Origin of the sequence: Aureimonas glaciei (assembly GCF_014643375.1) — a bacterium.
GTDB classification, from domain to species: domain Bacteria; phylum Pseudomonadota; class Alphaproteobacteria; order Rhizobiales; family Rhizobiaceae; genus Plantimonas; species Plantimonas glaciei.
In genome coordinates this window covers 283,479-296,001 of record NZ_BMJJ01000007.1, presented here as the reverse complement: position 1 = coordinate 296,001, position 12,523 = coordinate 283,479, and the positions used below count along the sequence as shown (strand labels likewise).

The 12,523-nt window shown below is 65.5% G+C and carries 12 protein-coding genes; 7 read left to right on the top strand and 5 right to left on the bottom strand.

Annotated features, from left to right (window positions below; translation table 11 throughout):
• On the top strand, positions 1 to 870 hold an 870-nt coding region (locus IEX88_RS15930), incomplete at its 5' end, for an alpha/beta hydrolase (RefSeq protein ID WP_505625252.1).
• 256 nt (positions 871 to 1,126) lie between these two features.
• On the opposite strand, the gene IEX88_RS15925 is transcribed toward IEX88_RS15930, so the two are convergent.
• Positions 1,127 to 2,062: a helix-turn-helix domain-containing protein gene (locus IEX88_RS15925; protein ID WP_188852435.1), complete on the bottom strand. Its 936-nt coding sequence runs from the start codon at positions 2,060 to 2,062 to the stop codon at positions 1,127 to 1,129.
• A gap of 48 nt (positions 2,063 to 2,110) precedes the next feature.
• Positions 2,111 to 3,100 carry a VOC family protein gene (locus IEX88_RS15920; RefSeq protein ID WP_188852433.1) on the bottom strand — a complete coding sequence of 330 codons (990 nt, stop codon included), beginning with the start codon at positions 3,098 to 3,100 and terminating at the stop codon, positions 2,111 to 2,113.
• Positions 3,101 to 3,309: 209 nt separating this feature from the next.
• On the opposite strand from IEX88_RS15920, the gene IEX88_RS15915 reads away from it, so the two are divergent.
• From IEX88_RS15915 to IEX88_RS15890, 6 genes are all read left to right on the top strand, one after another.
• Complete coding sequence (locus IEX88_RS15915) at positions 3,310 to 3,957, top strand: hydrolase (protein ID WP_188852488.1); 648 nt, start codon at positions 3,310 to 3,312, stop codon at positions 3,955 to 3,957.
• Between the two features lie 62 nt (positions 3,958 to 4,019).
• Entirely contained in the window at positions 4,020 to 4,298 is a 279-nt protein-coding gene (locus IEX88_RS15910) for a DUF1427 family protein (protein WP_188852431.1), read from the top strand.
• Positions 4,298 to 6,265, top strand: a complete 1,968-nt coding sequence (locus tag IEX88_RS15905) for an amidohydrolase (RefSeq protein ID WP_188852429.1) — start codon at positions 4,298 to 4,300, stop codon at positions 6,263 to 6,265. Before IEX88_RS15910 ends, IEX88_RS15905 begins: the two co-directional genes overlap by 1 nt.
• A gap of 2 nt (positions 6,266 to 6,267) precedes the next feature.
• Positions 6,268 to 6,717: a DoxX family protein gene (locus IEX88_RS15900; protein ID WP_244640232.1), complete on the top strand. Its 450-nt coding sequence runs from the start codon at positions 6,268 to 6,270 to the stop codon at positions 6,715 to 6,717.
• Positions 6,714 to 7,700: an alpha/beta fold hydrolase gene (locus IEX88_RS15895; protein WP_188852427.1), complete on the top strand. Its 987-nt coding sequence runs from the start codon at positions 6,714 to 6,716 to the stop codon at positions 7,698 to 7,700. Before IEX88_RS15900 ends, IEX88_RS15895 begins: the two co-directional genes overlap by 4 nt.
• A gap of 94 nt (positions 7,701 to 7,794) precedes the next feature.
• Positions 7,795 to 9,405 carry an MFS transporter gene (locus IEX88_RS15890; RefSeq protein WP_188852425.1) on the top strand — a complete coding sequence of 537 codons (1,611 nt, stop codon included), beginning with the start codon at positions 7,795 to 7,797 and terminating at the stop codon, positions 9,403 to 9,405.
• 242 nt (positions 9,406 to 9,647) lie between these two features.
• Here IEX88_RS15890 and IEX88_RS15885 read toward each other — a convergent pair whose 3' ends face one another.
• Genes IEX88_RS15885 through IEX88_RS15875 form a run of 3 tightly spaced genes read right to left on the bottom strand, consistent with a single transcriptional unit; the run spans position 9,648 to position 12,472 of the window.
• Positions 9,648 to 9,950 carry a UBP-type zinc finger domain-containing protein gene (locus IEX88_RS15885; protein ID WP_188852424.1) on the bottom strand — a complete coding sequence of 101 codons (303 nt, stop codon included), beginning with the start codon at positions 9,948 to 9,950 and terminating at the stop codon, positions 9,648 to 9,650.
• Positions 9,947 to 11,590 (bottom strand): FAD-dependent oxidoreductase, encoded by a 1,644-nt coding sequence (locus IEX88_RS15880; protein ID WP_210319287.1) that lies wholly within the window; start codon positions 11,588 to 11,590, stop codon positions 9,947 to 9,949. The genes IEX88_RS15885 and IEX88_RS15880 overlap by 4 nt, the downstream gene beginning before the upstream one ends.
• Before the next feature lie 60 nt (positions 11,591 to 11,650).
• Positions 11,651 to 12,472: an alpha/beta fold hydrolase gene (locus tag IEX88_RS15875; protein WP_188852420.1), complete on the bottom strand. Its 822-nt coding sequence runs from the start codon at positions 12,470 to 12,472 to the stop codon at positions 11,651 to 11,653.
• Positions 12,473 to 12,523: the final 51 nt, after the last annotated feature.

Genomic DNA, 12,523 nt, shown 5'->3' with positions numbered 1-12,523 from the left:
ACAGGAAAGGGCCCGATCGGGCCCTTTCCTGTGTCGTGCCCTCTCGGACGCGTGGCCTGGTTTTACTCCGCCACACTGGCCTGGAATTGCTCCGCCGTTGACAGTCCAGGCTTTGCCGTCGATGAACCCCTGGAGCGCCTGGGAGAGCACCTGTTCGTGCCGCCCGATGATGCCGAGCGTGCCGAGGACCTGCGGGTGATGCTTCCCCAATTCGCGCTGCCGGGAGAGGAGCGAATGCCGATGCGGGAACTGCCCTTTGTCCATCGTTTCCATGTGCCGGACGATCCGGATGGCAGCACGATCGTCCTACTGCACGGCACTGGCGGGAGCGAGGCCGATCTGATGCCGCTGGCCCATCGGATCGCGCCTCGCGCGACGCTGCTCGGCGTGCGCGGACGAAGCCATGAGGAGGGCATGTCGCGGTGGTTCCGGCGCCTGACAGTGGCGACCTTCGATCAAGCGGACATCAGGGCGGAAGCCGAGGCCTTCGCGGCCCTTGTCGATGGTGCGGTCGCGAGCTACGGGCTGGATCGCGACGGGATGACCTTTCTCGGCCACTCCAACGGTGCGAACTTCGCCGCCGCAGTCATGGGTCTTTATCCCGGCCTGATCCGCCGTGCGATCCTGATCCGTGCGATCGCGGCACTGGAGCCGATGCCTGAGCCGGACCTGGCAGGTGTCCCGGTTCTGTTGATAACCGGCACTCGCGACCCTTACGGCCAGCATGCGCCCGCTCTCGAGAACTGGTTGCGGGCTCAAGGCGCCGATTTGGACGCCCTGCGAATCGAGGCCGGGCACGATCTGACACTCGCGGATGCGACGGCGGCGCAAGGTTGGCTGAAACGGAACGCGGGAGATGGAAATGCCTGACGTCAAATGGTGGGGCCATCTTAGCGGATATCGCCCTCTGCCAGCGCGGCATCCGGCTGCTCGGGACAAGCTGCCCTGAGGCGTGTCGACAGCGCGCGGAGATACATCAACGCGCCCATGTGTGGCGTAAGTGCTGGCCACACGACGTCGAGCGCCCCCTCCGGGTCAAGGTGCGACTTCGTCCTGTTCTCGACCTTGAAAGGGATGTGGTGGTCCTCCCGGCGTGGTCCATCGCGGCGTCGCGTCGGACTTCAGGTCAACTGCGTGTCGCGCGTCGCCAAGCACCCGGGCTGGTGCCTACCGCAGCCGTAAACACACGCGTGAAATAGCTCTGATCGCCGAGGCCGCAGAGCAGAGCGATGTCGGCAAGGGGCAATTGAGAGTTGAGGAGGTACGACTTCGCCTCATTGATGCGGACCTCGGTGAGATAGCGATGCGGAGTCGTGCCGAACGTCTGGCGAAATGCCTTGGCAAAATAACTCGGGGTGAGGCGACACTCTCCCGCCACGTCGGCCATCGTCATGCGGGTTGCCAGGCGCGAATGGATGATCTCCCGTGCCCGTCGTTCCTGCCATGGCGCCAACCCGCCTGCCGATGCCTTTGTCGAAGGCAGGCTCAGGCCGCCGTAGCGCTCGGCAAAATAGGTGAGGAGGCTCAGCGCGAGCTGATCGGCAAAGAGAGGATTGGCGGGCTCTGCTTCCGGAGGCGACGCCAGCATGAAACGGCAGAACTGGCCAAGGATGGGATCGGCCTCGTTGGATGGCATGCGAAGACGGTCGATCTTTCTCGCGCCGATCTCGGCAGCAAGGTCGTCGAGCGCGAACTTGCCGATGTAGACGTGGACTGAGTCGGACAGCCCGGTGATGCGACTTTGAGAAGGCTCCGAAAGATCGATCATTTTGGCCGTTTCGGCCGCTACTCCGCCATTCTGGATGTAGCGTCCGTTCTGCCAAACCTCGAGCCTCTCGATGGGCCGCAACTTGTAGGTCAGGCTGTAGGCGTCCTCCGGCTCGGTCGGTGCCCTTCGGTCATAGCCGCGCGGATCTGTCAGTGTCAGGCGCGTGACAGCTAACCTGCTCCGTCCTTGGTCGGAGAGCCTTAGGATCGGCTGGGCGGCGATGCCGAGGTAAGCGCCAAGGGTGGCGCCGTGAAGCTCCCCTCGGTTGGCCGCTTTGTCGAGCCTAGGTGTCATGGCATCCGATTTTTTCGACTTTGATACGATCAAACTTGCATACCATTATCACAGCGATACGTCGGTGCCCGCATGTGGCCCGGCCCGGTCGCCGCCAAGGTCCTGCATGTTCCGGAGCCGCGGAAGGAGGCACTCCAGCTCGACGCGCCTTGCCTCCAGGAATGACGGCAGCACCAGACTTGTGCCAAGTCCTCCCAGCGTTTCGTCAACGATGAGTCCTGGCTCGTCGGTCGCAATCTCCATCAGGAGACCGCAGGTCGAGCGGAAGTTCACGGACCGGAAGTAGGTGCGGTCCTTCGGCACGGTGGTTCGGATGGCATAGCGCGTCAAGAGCTCCGCCGCCATTCGGTCCTCGTCGGCGGAGTCGAGCGCGCGAAAGGCGGCATGGTGGACGCTCCCCGCGCCGAGCCGTCCCATCGGGACCTGTCCGGTCTCATCTAGCGTGATCATCCCGCCCGGTCCGTCATGCGCAACGAGCCGGACCGCGAGACCCTCGCGAGCCACCTCCCGGAAGCCAAGGACCTCGCGGAAGAGCTCGCCAATCGGATCGGCCTGGCGCACCTTCAGCACGAGGTCGTGCAAGCCTATGATGGCGGCTCCGTTCGCGATTTGCGGATGCCGCCAGACTGAGCCATCGGTTTGGCCGGGTCCTTCCGCCAGCGACAAGAGGGCGCCATCCGGATCCTCGAAAACAAGGGCGGTCTCACCGAACGCGAGCGTCACTCCGCGGGCGTCGACGCCCGCAGCCCCCAGCCGCCGCGACCACCAGTCCAGCGAGCCGGCGGGGACGCGCAGAGACGTCCGCCACGCCTCGCAGGCGCCACGGTGGCCGCGCGCCACACCCTGCCATGGAAAGAGCGTGAGCAGCGTACCGGGTCCCCCAGTCTCGTCGCCGAAGAAGAGATGGTAGGTCCCGGGATCCTCATGACTCACGGTCCGCTTGACGAGCCTGAGGCCGAGAACCGCCCCATAGAAGCGGTGGCTACGGTCGACATCGCTGGCGATCAGCGTGACGTGATGAAGGCCGCGTCCCCCCATCTCTCCACTCCCTTGGTTGACTAGCACTCTTCCACACATGTCGCCGGGCGTTTGGCAACGTCTGAAGTCTCCGCTTCGGCACAATTTGTGAGGATCCGTCGACGCGAGTGTGCAGATGTCCAAACCAGCCCGAAAACTGACAAGACTAGACGCGCGGAAACGCTCATCTGCTGCACTGCAACAGCCGCTCAGAGGACGTTCCCATGGCCATTCAAGCGACCCCAACCCCCGGCTCCCGCCTGGTGTCTCCCAGCGATCACGCGCTGATCCTCATCGACTTCCAATCGCAGATGTCGTTCGCGACGAAGTCGATCGATGCCGTGAACCTTCGCAACAACGCGGCGCTGATCTCACGCGCGGCCGCAGGCTTCAAGGTGCCGACGATCCTCACCACCGTCGCGGAGAAGAGCTTCTCGGGCCCGATGTTCGAGGAGATCACCTCGGCGTTCCCAGGGCAGGCGCTTCTCGACCGCACCTCGATGAACACCTGGGAAGATGCCTCGGTCATCGATGAGGTCAACCGCATCGGCAAGACCCGTTTGGTCTTCGCCGGCCTCTGGACTTCGGTCTGTATCGTCGGACCGACCCTTTCCGCCCTCGACCAGGGCTTTGAGTGCTACGTCATCGCCGATGCCTGCGGCGACGTGTCGACGGAAGCGCATGAGCGGGCCATGGAGCGCATGGTGCAGGCCGGCGTCCAGCCGATGACCTCGCTCCAGTACATGCTGGAGCTCCAGCGCGACTGGGCCCGCACCGAGACTTACGACATGACCACGGGCATCGCAAAACAGTACGGCGGCGCCTACGGCCTCGGCATCATCTACGCCAAGTCGATGTTCAACGCCCACGAGGGCTGATCCGCTACGGCGGACCCGACCACCGTCGGGCCCGCCGCCTTCCTCAAGAGCGGGATGCCACAATGCGACTCTACCTCCTGTCGCTCGGCGCAGGTCTCCTCGTCGGCGTGATCTATGCGCTTCTCAACGTGCGCTCGCCCGCGCCTCCGGTCGTCGCACTCGTCGGGCTTCTCGGCATCCTCCTCGGCGAGCAGATCCCGCCGCTCGTAAAAGCCCTCCTCGGCGGATCGGCCGACACATCCGCCATCCTTTCCCGGCAGGTCCGTCCTCACGTCTTCGGGCACCTGCCAAAGGGAGACCACAACCCGGTCGCTCCCGGTCCAGCATCAAGGGAAAGCTGATGCCCACCCGCCGCACGCTGCTTCAAGCCGCCTCCGCCCTTGCCCTCCTCGGCCCTTCACGGGCCGCCCCCATACAGGGAGATGCACACGTGACCGCCGATCTCATCCTCCATAGCGGGCTCGTCACCACGCTCGACCGCTCGAACCCCGCCGCCGAGGCCGTCGCGGTCAAGGACGGCACCTTCCTCGCGGTCGGGCGCACCGCCGACATCATGGCGCATCGCGGCCCGGAGACGAGGGTGATCGACCTCAAGGGCCGCCGCGTCCTGCCCGGCCTCATCGACAACCACCTCCACATCATCCGCGGTGGGCTGAACTTCAACATGGAGCTGCGCTGGGACGGGCTGCGCTCGCTCGCCGATGCGATGGACATGCTGAAGCGGCAGGTCGCGGTGACGCCGCCGCCGCAATGGGTGCGCGTCGTCGGCGGCTTTACCGAGCATCAGTTCGCAGAGAAGCGCCTGCCGACGATCGAGGAGATCAACGCGGTGGCGCCGGACACGCCGGTCTTCCTCCTTCACCTCTACGACCGCGCGCTCCTGAACGGCGCGGCGCTCCGGGCCGTCGGCTACACGAAGGACACGCCCGCGCCGCACGGCGGCGAGATCGTTCGCGATTCCGCCGGCAACCCGACGGGTCTGCTGCTCGCCAAGCCGAACGCCGCCATTCTCTACGCGACGCTCGCCAAGGGGCCGAAGCTGCCCTTCGACTATCAGGTCAATTCCACGCGCCACTTCATGCGCGAGCTGAACCGCCTCGGCGTCACCGGCGCGATCGACGCAGGGGGAGGGTTCCAGAACTACCCCGACGATTATGCCGTCGTCCAAAAGCTGTCTGACGAGAAGCAGCTCACCGTCCGCCTTGCGTACAACCTCTTCACCCAGAAGCCGAAGGAGGAGAAGGCCGACTTTCTCAACTGGACGGCAACTTCCAGATATAAGCAGGGCGACGACTACTTCCGCCACAACGGGGCCGGCGAGATGCTCGTCTTCTCCGCCGCCGACTTCGAGGATTTTCGGGTGGAGCGCCCCGACATGCCGCCGGAGATGGAGGAGGACCTCGAAGGCGTCGTCCGGGTCCTGGCCGAAAACCGCTGGCCCTGGCGCATGCACGCGACCTATGACGAAACGATTTCGCGCGCGCTCGACGTCTTCGAACGCGTGAACCAGGACGTGCCTCTCGAAGGGCTCAACTGGTTCTTCGACCATGCCGAGACGATTTCGGACCGCTCGATCGACCGCATCGCCGCGCTCGGCGGCGGCATCGCGGTGCAGCACCGCATGGCCTTCCAAGGCGAGTATTTCGTGGAGCGCTACGGGCTGGGAGCGGCGGAAGCGACGCCGCCGGTTGCGCGCATCCTCGAAAAGGGCGTGAAGACCTCCGCCGGCACGGACGCGACGCGCGTCGCCTCCTACAACCCCTGGGTCTCGCTCGCCTGGTTGATCACCGGCCGCACCGTCGGCGGGATGCGCATCACGCCGCAGAGAAACTGTCTCGACCGCGAGACGGCACTGCGCATGTGGACCGAGAACGTCACCTGGTTCTCCAACGAGGTGGGCCGGAAGGGGCGGATCGAGGCCGGGCAGTTCGCCGATCTCGTCGTGCCGTCGAAGGACTTCTTCGCATGCGCGGAGGACGAGATCTCGCATCTCACCGCCGATCTCACCATGGTCGGCGGGCGCGTCGTTTATGGCACGGGCGACTTCGCCACTGAGGACGAGACCGACATCCCGCCGGCCATGCCGGACTGGTCGCCGGTACGCACGTTCAAAGGTTACGGAGCCTGGGGCGAGCCTGAGGGCGCCGGGCGCCATTCGCTTCGCCGGACGGCCATCTCGACCTGCGGCTGCTCCAGCGCGTGCGGGGTGCATGGGCACGACCACGCGGGCGCGTGGTCATCGAAGGTTCCGATCTCGGACCTCAAGAGCTTCTGGGGCGCCCTTGGCTGCGCCTGCTGGGCAGTCTGAGAGTGACCCGCGCCCGCTCCAACCTCTCCGGTGCCGCATCCTCGGTCCTCGGAGCCCCCGCTATCGGTTGGCTTGCGCTCCTCCTTCTGTGCGCCGCCTACATCCAGGGTCCGCTGACAAAGCTCTTCGACTTCCCCGTCGCCATGGCCGAGATGGAGCACTTCGGCCTGCGGCCCGCGCCCCTCTTCGCCGTCGTCGTCATCCTGTTCGAGCTTGCCGCTTCGGCAATGATCCTGTCCGGGTTCCGCCGTTGGCTGGGTGCTCTGGCGCTGGCCGGCTTCACGCTCGCGGCGACGCTGGTCGCCCTGCGGTTCTGGGAAATGGCGCCGGGCTTCGAGCGGACGATGGCGGCGAACGCCTTCTTCGAACATCTCGGGTTGGCCGGAGCCTTCGTCCTCGTCGCCATGCATGACATTCGATCAACCAAACCCGCGATGGAGACCGCGCCATGAGCGAGCCGACGAAACCTTCAATTCTCACCCTGACTCGCCGTGACACCCTTCTATCCGCTGCTGCCTTCGCCTCCACGTTCGCACTGCCCAGCCTCGCCAAGGCAGCTTCCCCTTCATCTCCCGCAAGCGCAAAAGGACCCGCGACCATGTCGACCGTACAGACGAAGGACGGAGTTGAGATCTTCTACAAGGACTGGGGCCCGAAGGACGCTCAGCCGATCATGTTCCACCACGGCTGGCCGCTGTCCTCGGACGACTGGGATGCGCAGATGCTGTTCTTCGTCCAGAACGGCTACCGGGTCGTCGCGCATGACCGCCGCGGCCACGGCCGCTCGGCACAGGTCTCTGATGGTCATGACATGGACCACTATGCCGCCGACGCCTTCGCGGTCGTGGAGGCACTCGATCTCCGGAACGCCGTCCATATCGGCCATTCCACCGGCGGCGGCGAAGTCGCCCGCTATGTCGCCAGGCACGGCGGGCCGACCGGGCGCGTCGCCAAGGCGGTGCTCGTCAGCGCCGTTCCACCGCTAATGCTGAAGACAGACGCGAACCCGGAGGGCCTGCCGATGGAGGTCTTCGACGGCTTCCGCAAAGGGACGGCCGAGAACCGGGCGCAGACCTTCCTCGACGTCGCGGCGGGACCCTTCTACGGCTTCAATCGCGAGGGCGCGAAGGTTTACCAGGGCGTCGTCCAGAATTGGTGGCGGCAGGGCATGATGGGCAGCGCGAAGGCCCATTACGACGGCATCAAGGCCTTCTCGGAGACCGACCAGACCGAGGATCTCAAGGCGATCTCCGTTCCGACGCTGGTGATGCACGGCGACGACGACCAGATCGTGCCGATCGCGGACGCGGCTCTGAAGTCAATCAAGCTACTGAAGAACGGCACCCTGAAGGTCTACAAAGGATTCCCGCACGGCATGCTGACGACGCATGCCGACGTGATCAACCCAGACCTTCTCGCCTTCATCAGGGCCTGACCGCTCGATCTGGGCCGTCCGCCCTCGGGCGAGCGGCTCTTCTGTCCGGCATCCGTCTGCTTGCCGATTGTCCAAGGTGGAGACCTGACGCACGATGACTACCGAACCCTCTGCGTCGGCAGGACCCGCCGAGGTCCCCGGCAGCTTCGCGCCCCTGCGACACGGGACCTTCGCCGTTCTCTGGGTCGCCACGATTCTCGGCAATACGGGATCCTTCATGCGAGATGTCGCCAGCTCCTGGCTGGTGACCGATCTTTCCGCTTCGCCCGCCGCCGTGTCGCTGATCCAAGCGGCGGGAACCTTGCCGATCTTCCTGCTCGCGATCCCCGCAGGCGTCCTGTCTGACATTCTCGACCGGCGCAAGTTCCTGATCGCCGTGCAGCTTCTCCTCGCCTGCGTCAGCCTCGCGCTGCTTGTCCTGTCGAAGACGGGGCTCCTGACGATCGAAGCGCTCGTCGCGCTGACCTTCCTCGGCGGGATCGGCGCGGCGCTGGTGGCGCCGACCTGGCAGTCCATCGTTCCGGAGCTCGTGCCGAAGCCGGAGCTAAAGAGCGCAGTCGCTCTCAATTCGCTCGGCATCAACATCGCCCGCTCGATCGGCCCCGCGGCCGGCGGCCTCTTGCTCGCGGCCTTCGGCGCAGCCGTTACCTACGGCGCCGACGTCGCGAGCTACGTCTTCGTCATCGCGGCGCTCCTCTGGTGGAAGCGTCCGGCGACGAGCGACGACACCCTGTCGGAGAACTTCGGCGGTGCATTCCGCGCCGGCCTTCGCTATGCCCGCTCCAGTCCCGAGCTCCACCGCGTCCTCTTCCGGTCCGCCGTCTTCTTCGCCTTCGCAAGTTCTGTATGGGCGCTGCTGCCGCTCGTCGCGCGCAATCTCCTGGGCGGTGATGCTGGCTTCTACGGATTGCTTCTCGGCGCGGTCGGCGTCGGCGCCATCGTCGGCGCCCTCGTCATGCCGCGCCTTCGAGCGGTGTTGGATGCAGACGGGCTGGTGCTCACGGCATCTTTGACGACGGCCGCCGTCATGGTCCTACTGTCGCTGGCACCACCGAGCTGGCTTGCAATTCCTCTACTCCTGGCACTCGGAGCGGCTTGGATTACGGCTTTGACGACGCTGAACGGCACGGCTCAGGCGATCCTGCCGAACTGGGTCCGCGGCCGCGCGCTTGCCGTCTACATCACCGTCTTCAACGGCGCGATGACCGCCGGTGCTCTCGCCTGGGGATTGGTCGCGCAGGAGATCGGCATTCCGGCGACCCTCCTCGTGGGCGCAGGCGGGCTGGCCACGGTCGCGCTGCTCCTGCATCGCGTGAAGCTCCCCGCCGGCGAAGCCGATCTCGTCTCCTCCAATCACTGGCCGGAGCCCCTCGTCGCTGCTCCCGTGGCGCACGATCGGGGGCCTGTGATGATCCTCGTCGAGTACCGCGTCACCCCCGCAGATCGCCCCGCGTTCCTCGCGGCGCTCCAGAGCTTCTCGAAGGAACGGCGGCGCGACGGTGCCTATGCTTGGGGCGTGAGCGAGGATGCCGCCGAGCCGGAAACGGTCGTCGAATGGTTCATGGTCGAATCCTGGGCCGAGCATCTTCGCCAGCACAAGCGGGTCTCCAAGGCCGATGCCGATCTTCAAGAGACGGTGACGCGGTTCCACAATGGCCCTGAGCGGCCGGTCGTCCGCCATCTTCTGGGTCTGGGTTCGCCATAGGAGCCGCCGACACGCTATCCGGTCGTCGGGGGCAGACCTGTGCCTGGCCACCGTAGCATTGCCCCCTGTCCGCTTTCGTGACTCAGCTCCAAACACTCCCAAGGGCGTTGTTAAGTCGATCCCTGTTCGACCGCTTGGAACGTCCGCTTCCTTGACCCCGCACGCCTGGCCGGGGTGGTTTGCAGTCCGTCTGCTTAGGAGCACCTACGCGAGGAAGCCGACGGTTATCGCTCTGCGCTTCCTCAGACGTAAAGCGAGATGGGTCCGATCTGCGGCGTCTGATCGGGCAGATCAACCACGGTTTCGTCGATGTAGCACCAGCCCCAGCCTTCCGGAGGATCGTAGCCCTCGATGACAGGATGACCAGTGGCTTCGAAATGCGCCCTCGCGTGCCGATGCGGGGAGTCGTCGCAACAACCGACATGCCCGCAGCTTCGGCAGAGCCTGAGGTGCACCCAGGGGCTGCCGATCTTCAGGCAGTCCTCGCAGCCTCGTGCGCTGGGCGTCACATACCGGATCGTGTGGAGATGGGAACAGGCGGTCATGCATCCTCCTTAGCCGAAAGCTCGGCGATCATGGAGTGGATCTGCGCGACGACGGCGGCGCCTTCGCCGACGGCCGCTGCCACCCGCTTCGTGGAGCCGGCGCGCACGTCGCCGATCGCAAACACACCCGGAACGCTCGTTCCGAGCGACTGGCTGCCTCGCCCGGTGACGATGAAGCCCTTGGGGTCAGTATCGACGCAGTCCCTAGCCCAATCGGCGTTCGGGTCGGCTCCGATGAAGAGGAAGAGATGGCGGAGAGCCAGCCGAAGCGAGGTTGCTCCGGCCTTGTCCCGGAATGTCACCGCGTCGAGACCGGACCTTGCGTCGCCTTCGAGTTCTCCGATGTCCAAGCCGATATGGATCTCGACATTCGGCAGCCCCTCGATGCGCTCGATGAGGTAGCGCGACATGGTTTGGGCTAGATCCCGACGGACCACGAGGTGCAGGCGCTTCACCTGAGGCGCGAGGAACACGACCGCCTGTCCTGCCGAGTTGCCGCCGCCAACGAGCGCGACCTCCTCGCCCGCACAAAGACGAGCTTCGATCGGCGAGGCCCAGTAGGAAATGCCTGCTCCTTCGAAGGTCGACAGGTTCGCAATGTCCGGCTTGCGATAACGCGCTCCCGACGCGACGACAACCGACCGCGTCCTCAGGCGCTGGTTCCCTGCCAGTTCGAGCGACAGCTTTCCATCGGTGCAGTCGAGCCGCTCGACCTCCACTGGAACAGCGATCTCGGCACCGAACTTCAGGGCCTGGTTGAAGGCACGTCCTGCCAATGCCTGGCCGGAGATGCCAGTGGGGAAGCCGAGGTAATTCTCGATCCGGGCGGAGGCACCCGCCTGACCGCCTGTCGAGCGCGCATCGAGGACGATGACGCGCAATCCTTCCGAGGCCGCGTAGACGGCGGTGGCCAACCCCGCCGGCCCGGCGCCGACGACCGCGACGTCGTAGATCGTCTCGGGATCGATGGTCGGGGTCATGCCGAGGCAGGCGGCGACGTCCCGTTCGCTCGGTTTCTTCAGGATCGTCCCGCTTGGACAGACGACGAGGGGAAGATCGTCTGGCAGGATACCTGTCCGTTCGATCAGCGCGCGACCCTCCTCGTCGACCTCTGCGTCGAGCACGAGGTTGGGAAAGCCGCTCCGTGTCAGGAATCCCTGGAGTTGCACGATCTGGCGGCTGCCGGGCCGCCCGATCAGGATTGTGCCGGCACCGCCTTCAGCGATCAGCGCGACGCGCCTGAGGATCAGAGCGCGCATGACGATCTCGCCGAGATCGGCCGAGCCCACCATCAGAGCCCGGAGATGTGCGGGATCGAAGGGAAGGGCGGTGCAGCCGTCGGCGCCCGCATGAGCGGCGACGAGCGAGGGACGCCCAGCGAGCTGGGCAACCTCGCCCGTGAACTGGCCGGTGCCCTGGCGCGTCACCGAGACTTCGCGGTTGAGCCCGTCGCGCCGCATAATCTCGATTGTGCCCTCAAGGACGACCCAGGCCGGCGCGTTCTCCGCCGCGATCTCGTAGATGGCGGCACCCGGCTCAAACCGTGTTTCTGGGCCGCTGGCGAAGCGGCGCGCAGCCGCGATCTGCGAGGCATCGAGCACGGGAAACATCTGGTGGTCGCGATTGGCTGTGTTGCTCACGGTGTTGGCCTTTCCCGGGTTCAGGGTGGCGGCGGATGGCTCCGCCGCCATAGGTCGCGCTCAGTCCGCGATGAAGGCAAGGAGATCAGCATTCAGCCGATCGTGCATCGTGATGGGCAGGCCGTGCGGCGCGCCCTCATAGACCTTTAGGACAGCATGGGGGAGGATCTCCGCCGAGCGTCGTCCCGCCGCGTCGATCGGCACGATCTGGTCGTCGTCTCCGTGCACCACCAGAACCGGAACGTCGATCTTCCGCAGGTCGTCAGTATAGTCGACCTCGGAGAACTCCCGGATACAGTCGTAGTGGCCCTTGATGCCGCCCTGCATTCCCTCGCGCCAGAACTCCTGGCGCGTGCCCTCCGAAACGGCGGCGCCTTCGCGGTTGAAGCCGAAGAAGGCCGTGGCGAGATCGAGATAGAACTGCGAGCGGTTGTCGAGCACGGCTTTGCGGATGCCGTCGAACACCTCAATCGGCGTGCCATTGGGGTTTCCCGCCGTCTTCACCATCAGCGGCGGCACGGCGCTGACCAAGGCCATCTTCGCGACCCGTGCCGAGCCGTAGGTGCCGACGTAATGCGCAATCTCGCCCCCGCCCGTTGAATGGCCCACGAGGACGACATCTTTGAGATCGAGAAACTCGATGAGCTCCGACAGGTCGGCAGCGTAGCGGTCCATGTGGTTGCCGTCCCACGTCTGGTCCGACCGTCCATGGCTGCGGCGGTCGTGGGCGATGACGCGGTAGCCTTTCGAGCCGAGGAACTGCATCTGCGAGTCCCATGCGTCGCCGCTAAGCGGCCAGCCATGGCTGAAGAGGACGGGCTGCCCCTGACCCCAGTCCTTGTAGAAGATCTGCGTACCGTCCGTGGTGGTGAAGTAAGCCATGTTGGCCTCCGGATGAGGGACGCTTCGCCATGATGCGTCCGGTGACCTCAA

What these genes read in the sequence shown, in the direction of transcription:
- IEX88_RS15885 (WP_188852424.1), bottom strand. Translation starts at nt 9,950, where the DNA reads ATGACCGCCTGTTCCCATCTCCACACGATCCGGTATGTGACGCCCAGC.
- IEX88_RS15905 (WP_188852429.1), top strand. Translation starts at nt 4,298, where the DNA reads ATGCCCACCCGCCGCACGCTGCTTCAAGCCGCCTCCGCCCTTGCCCTC.
- IEX88_RS15875 (WP_188852420.1), bottom strand. Translation starts at nt 12,472, where the DNA reads ATGGCTTACTTCACCACCACGGACGGTACGCAGATCTTCTACAAGGAC.
- IEX88_RS15925 (WP_188852435.1), bottom strand. Translation starts at nt 2,062, where the DNA reads ATGACACCTAGGCTCGACAAAGCGGCCAACCGAGGGGAGCTTCACGGC.
- IEX88_RS15920 (WP_188852433.1), bottom strand. Translation starts at nt 3,100, where the DNA reads ATGGGGGGACGCGGCCTTCATCACGTCACGCTGATCGCCAGCGATGTC.
- IEX88_RS15890 (WP_188852425.1), top strand. Translation starts at nt 7,795, where the DNA reads ATGACTACCGAACCCTCTGCGTCGGCAGGACCCGCCGAGGTCCCCGGC.
- IEX88_RS15910 (WP_188852431.1), top strand. Translation starts at nt 4,020, where the DNA reads ATGCGACTCTACCTCCTGTCGCTCGGCGCAGGTCTCCTCGTCGGCGTG.
- IEX88_RS15895 (WP_188852427.1), top strand. Translation starts at nt 6,714, where the DNA reads ATGAGCGAGCCGACGAAACCTTCAATTCTCACCCTGACTCGCCGTGAC.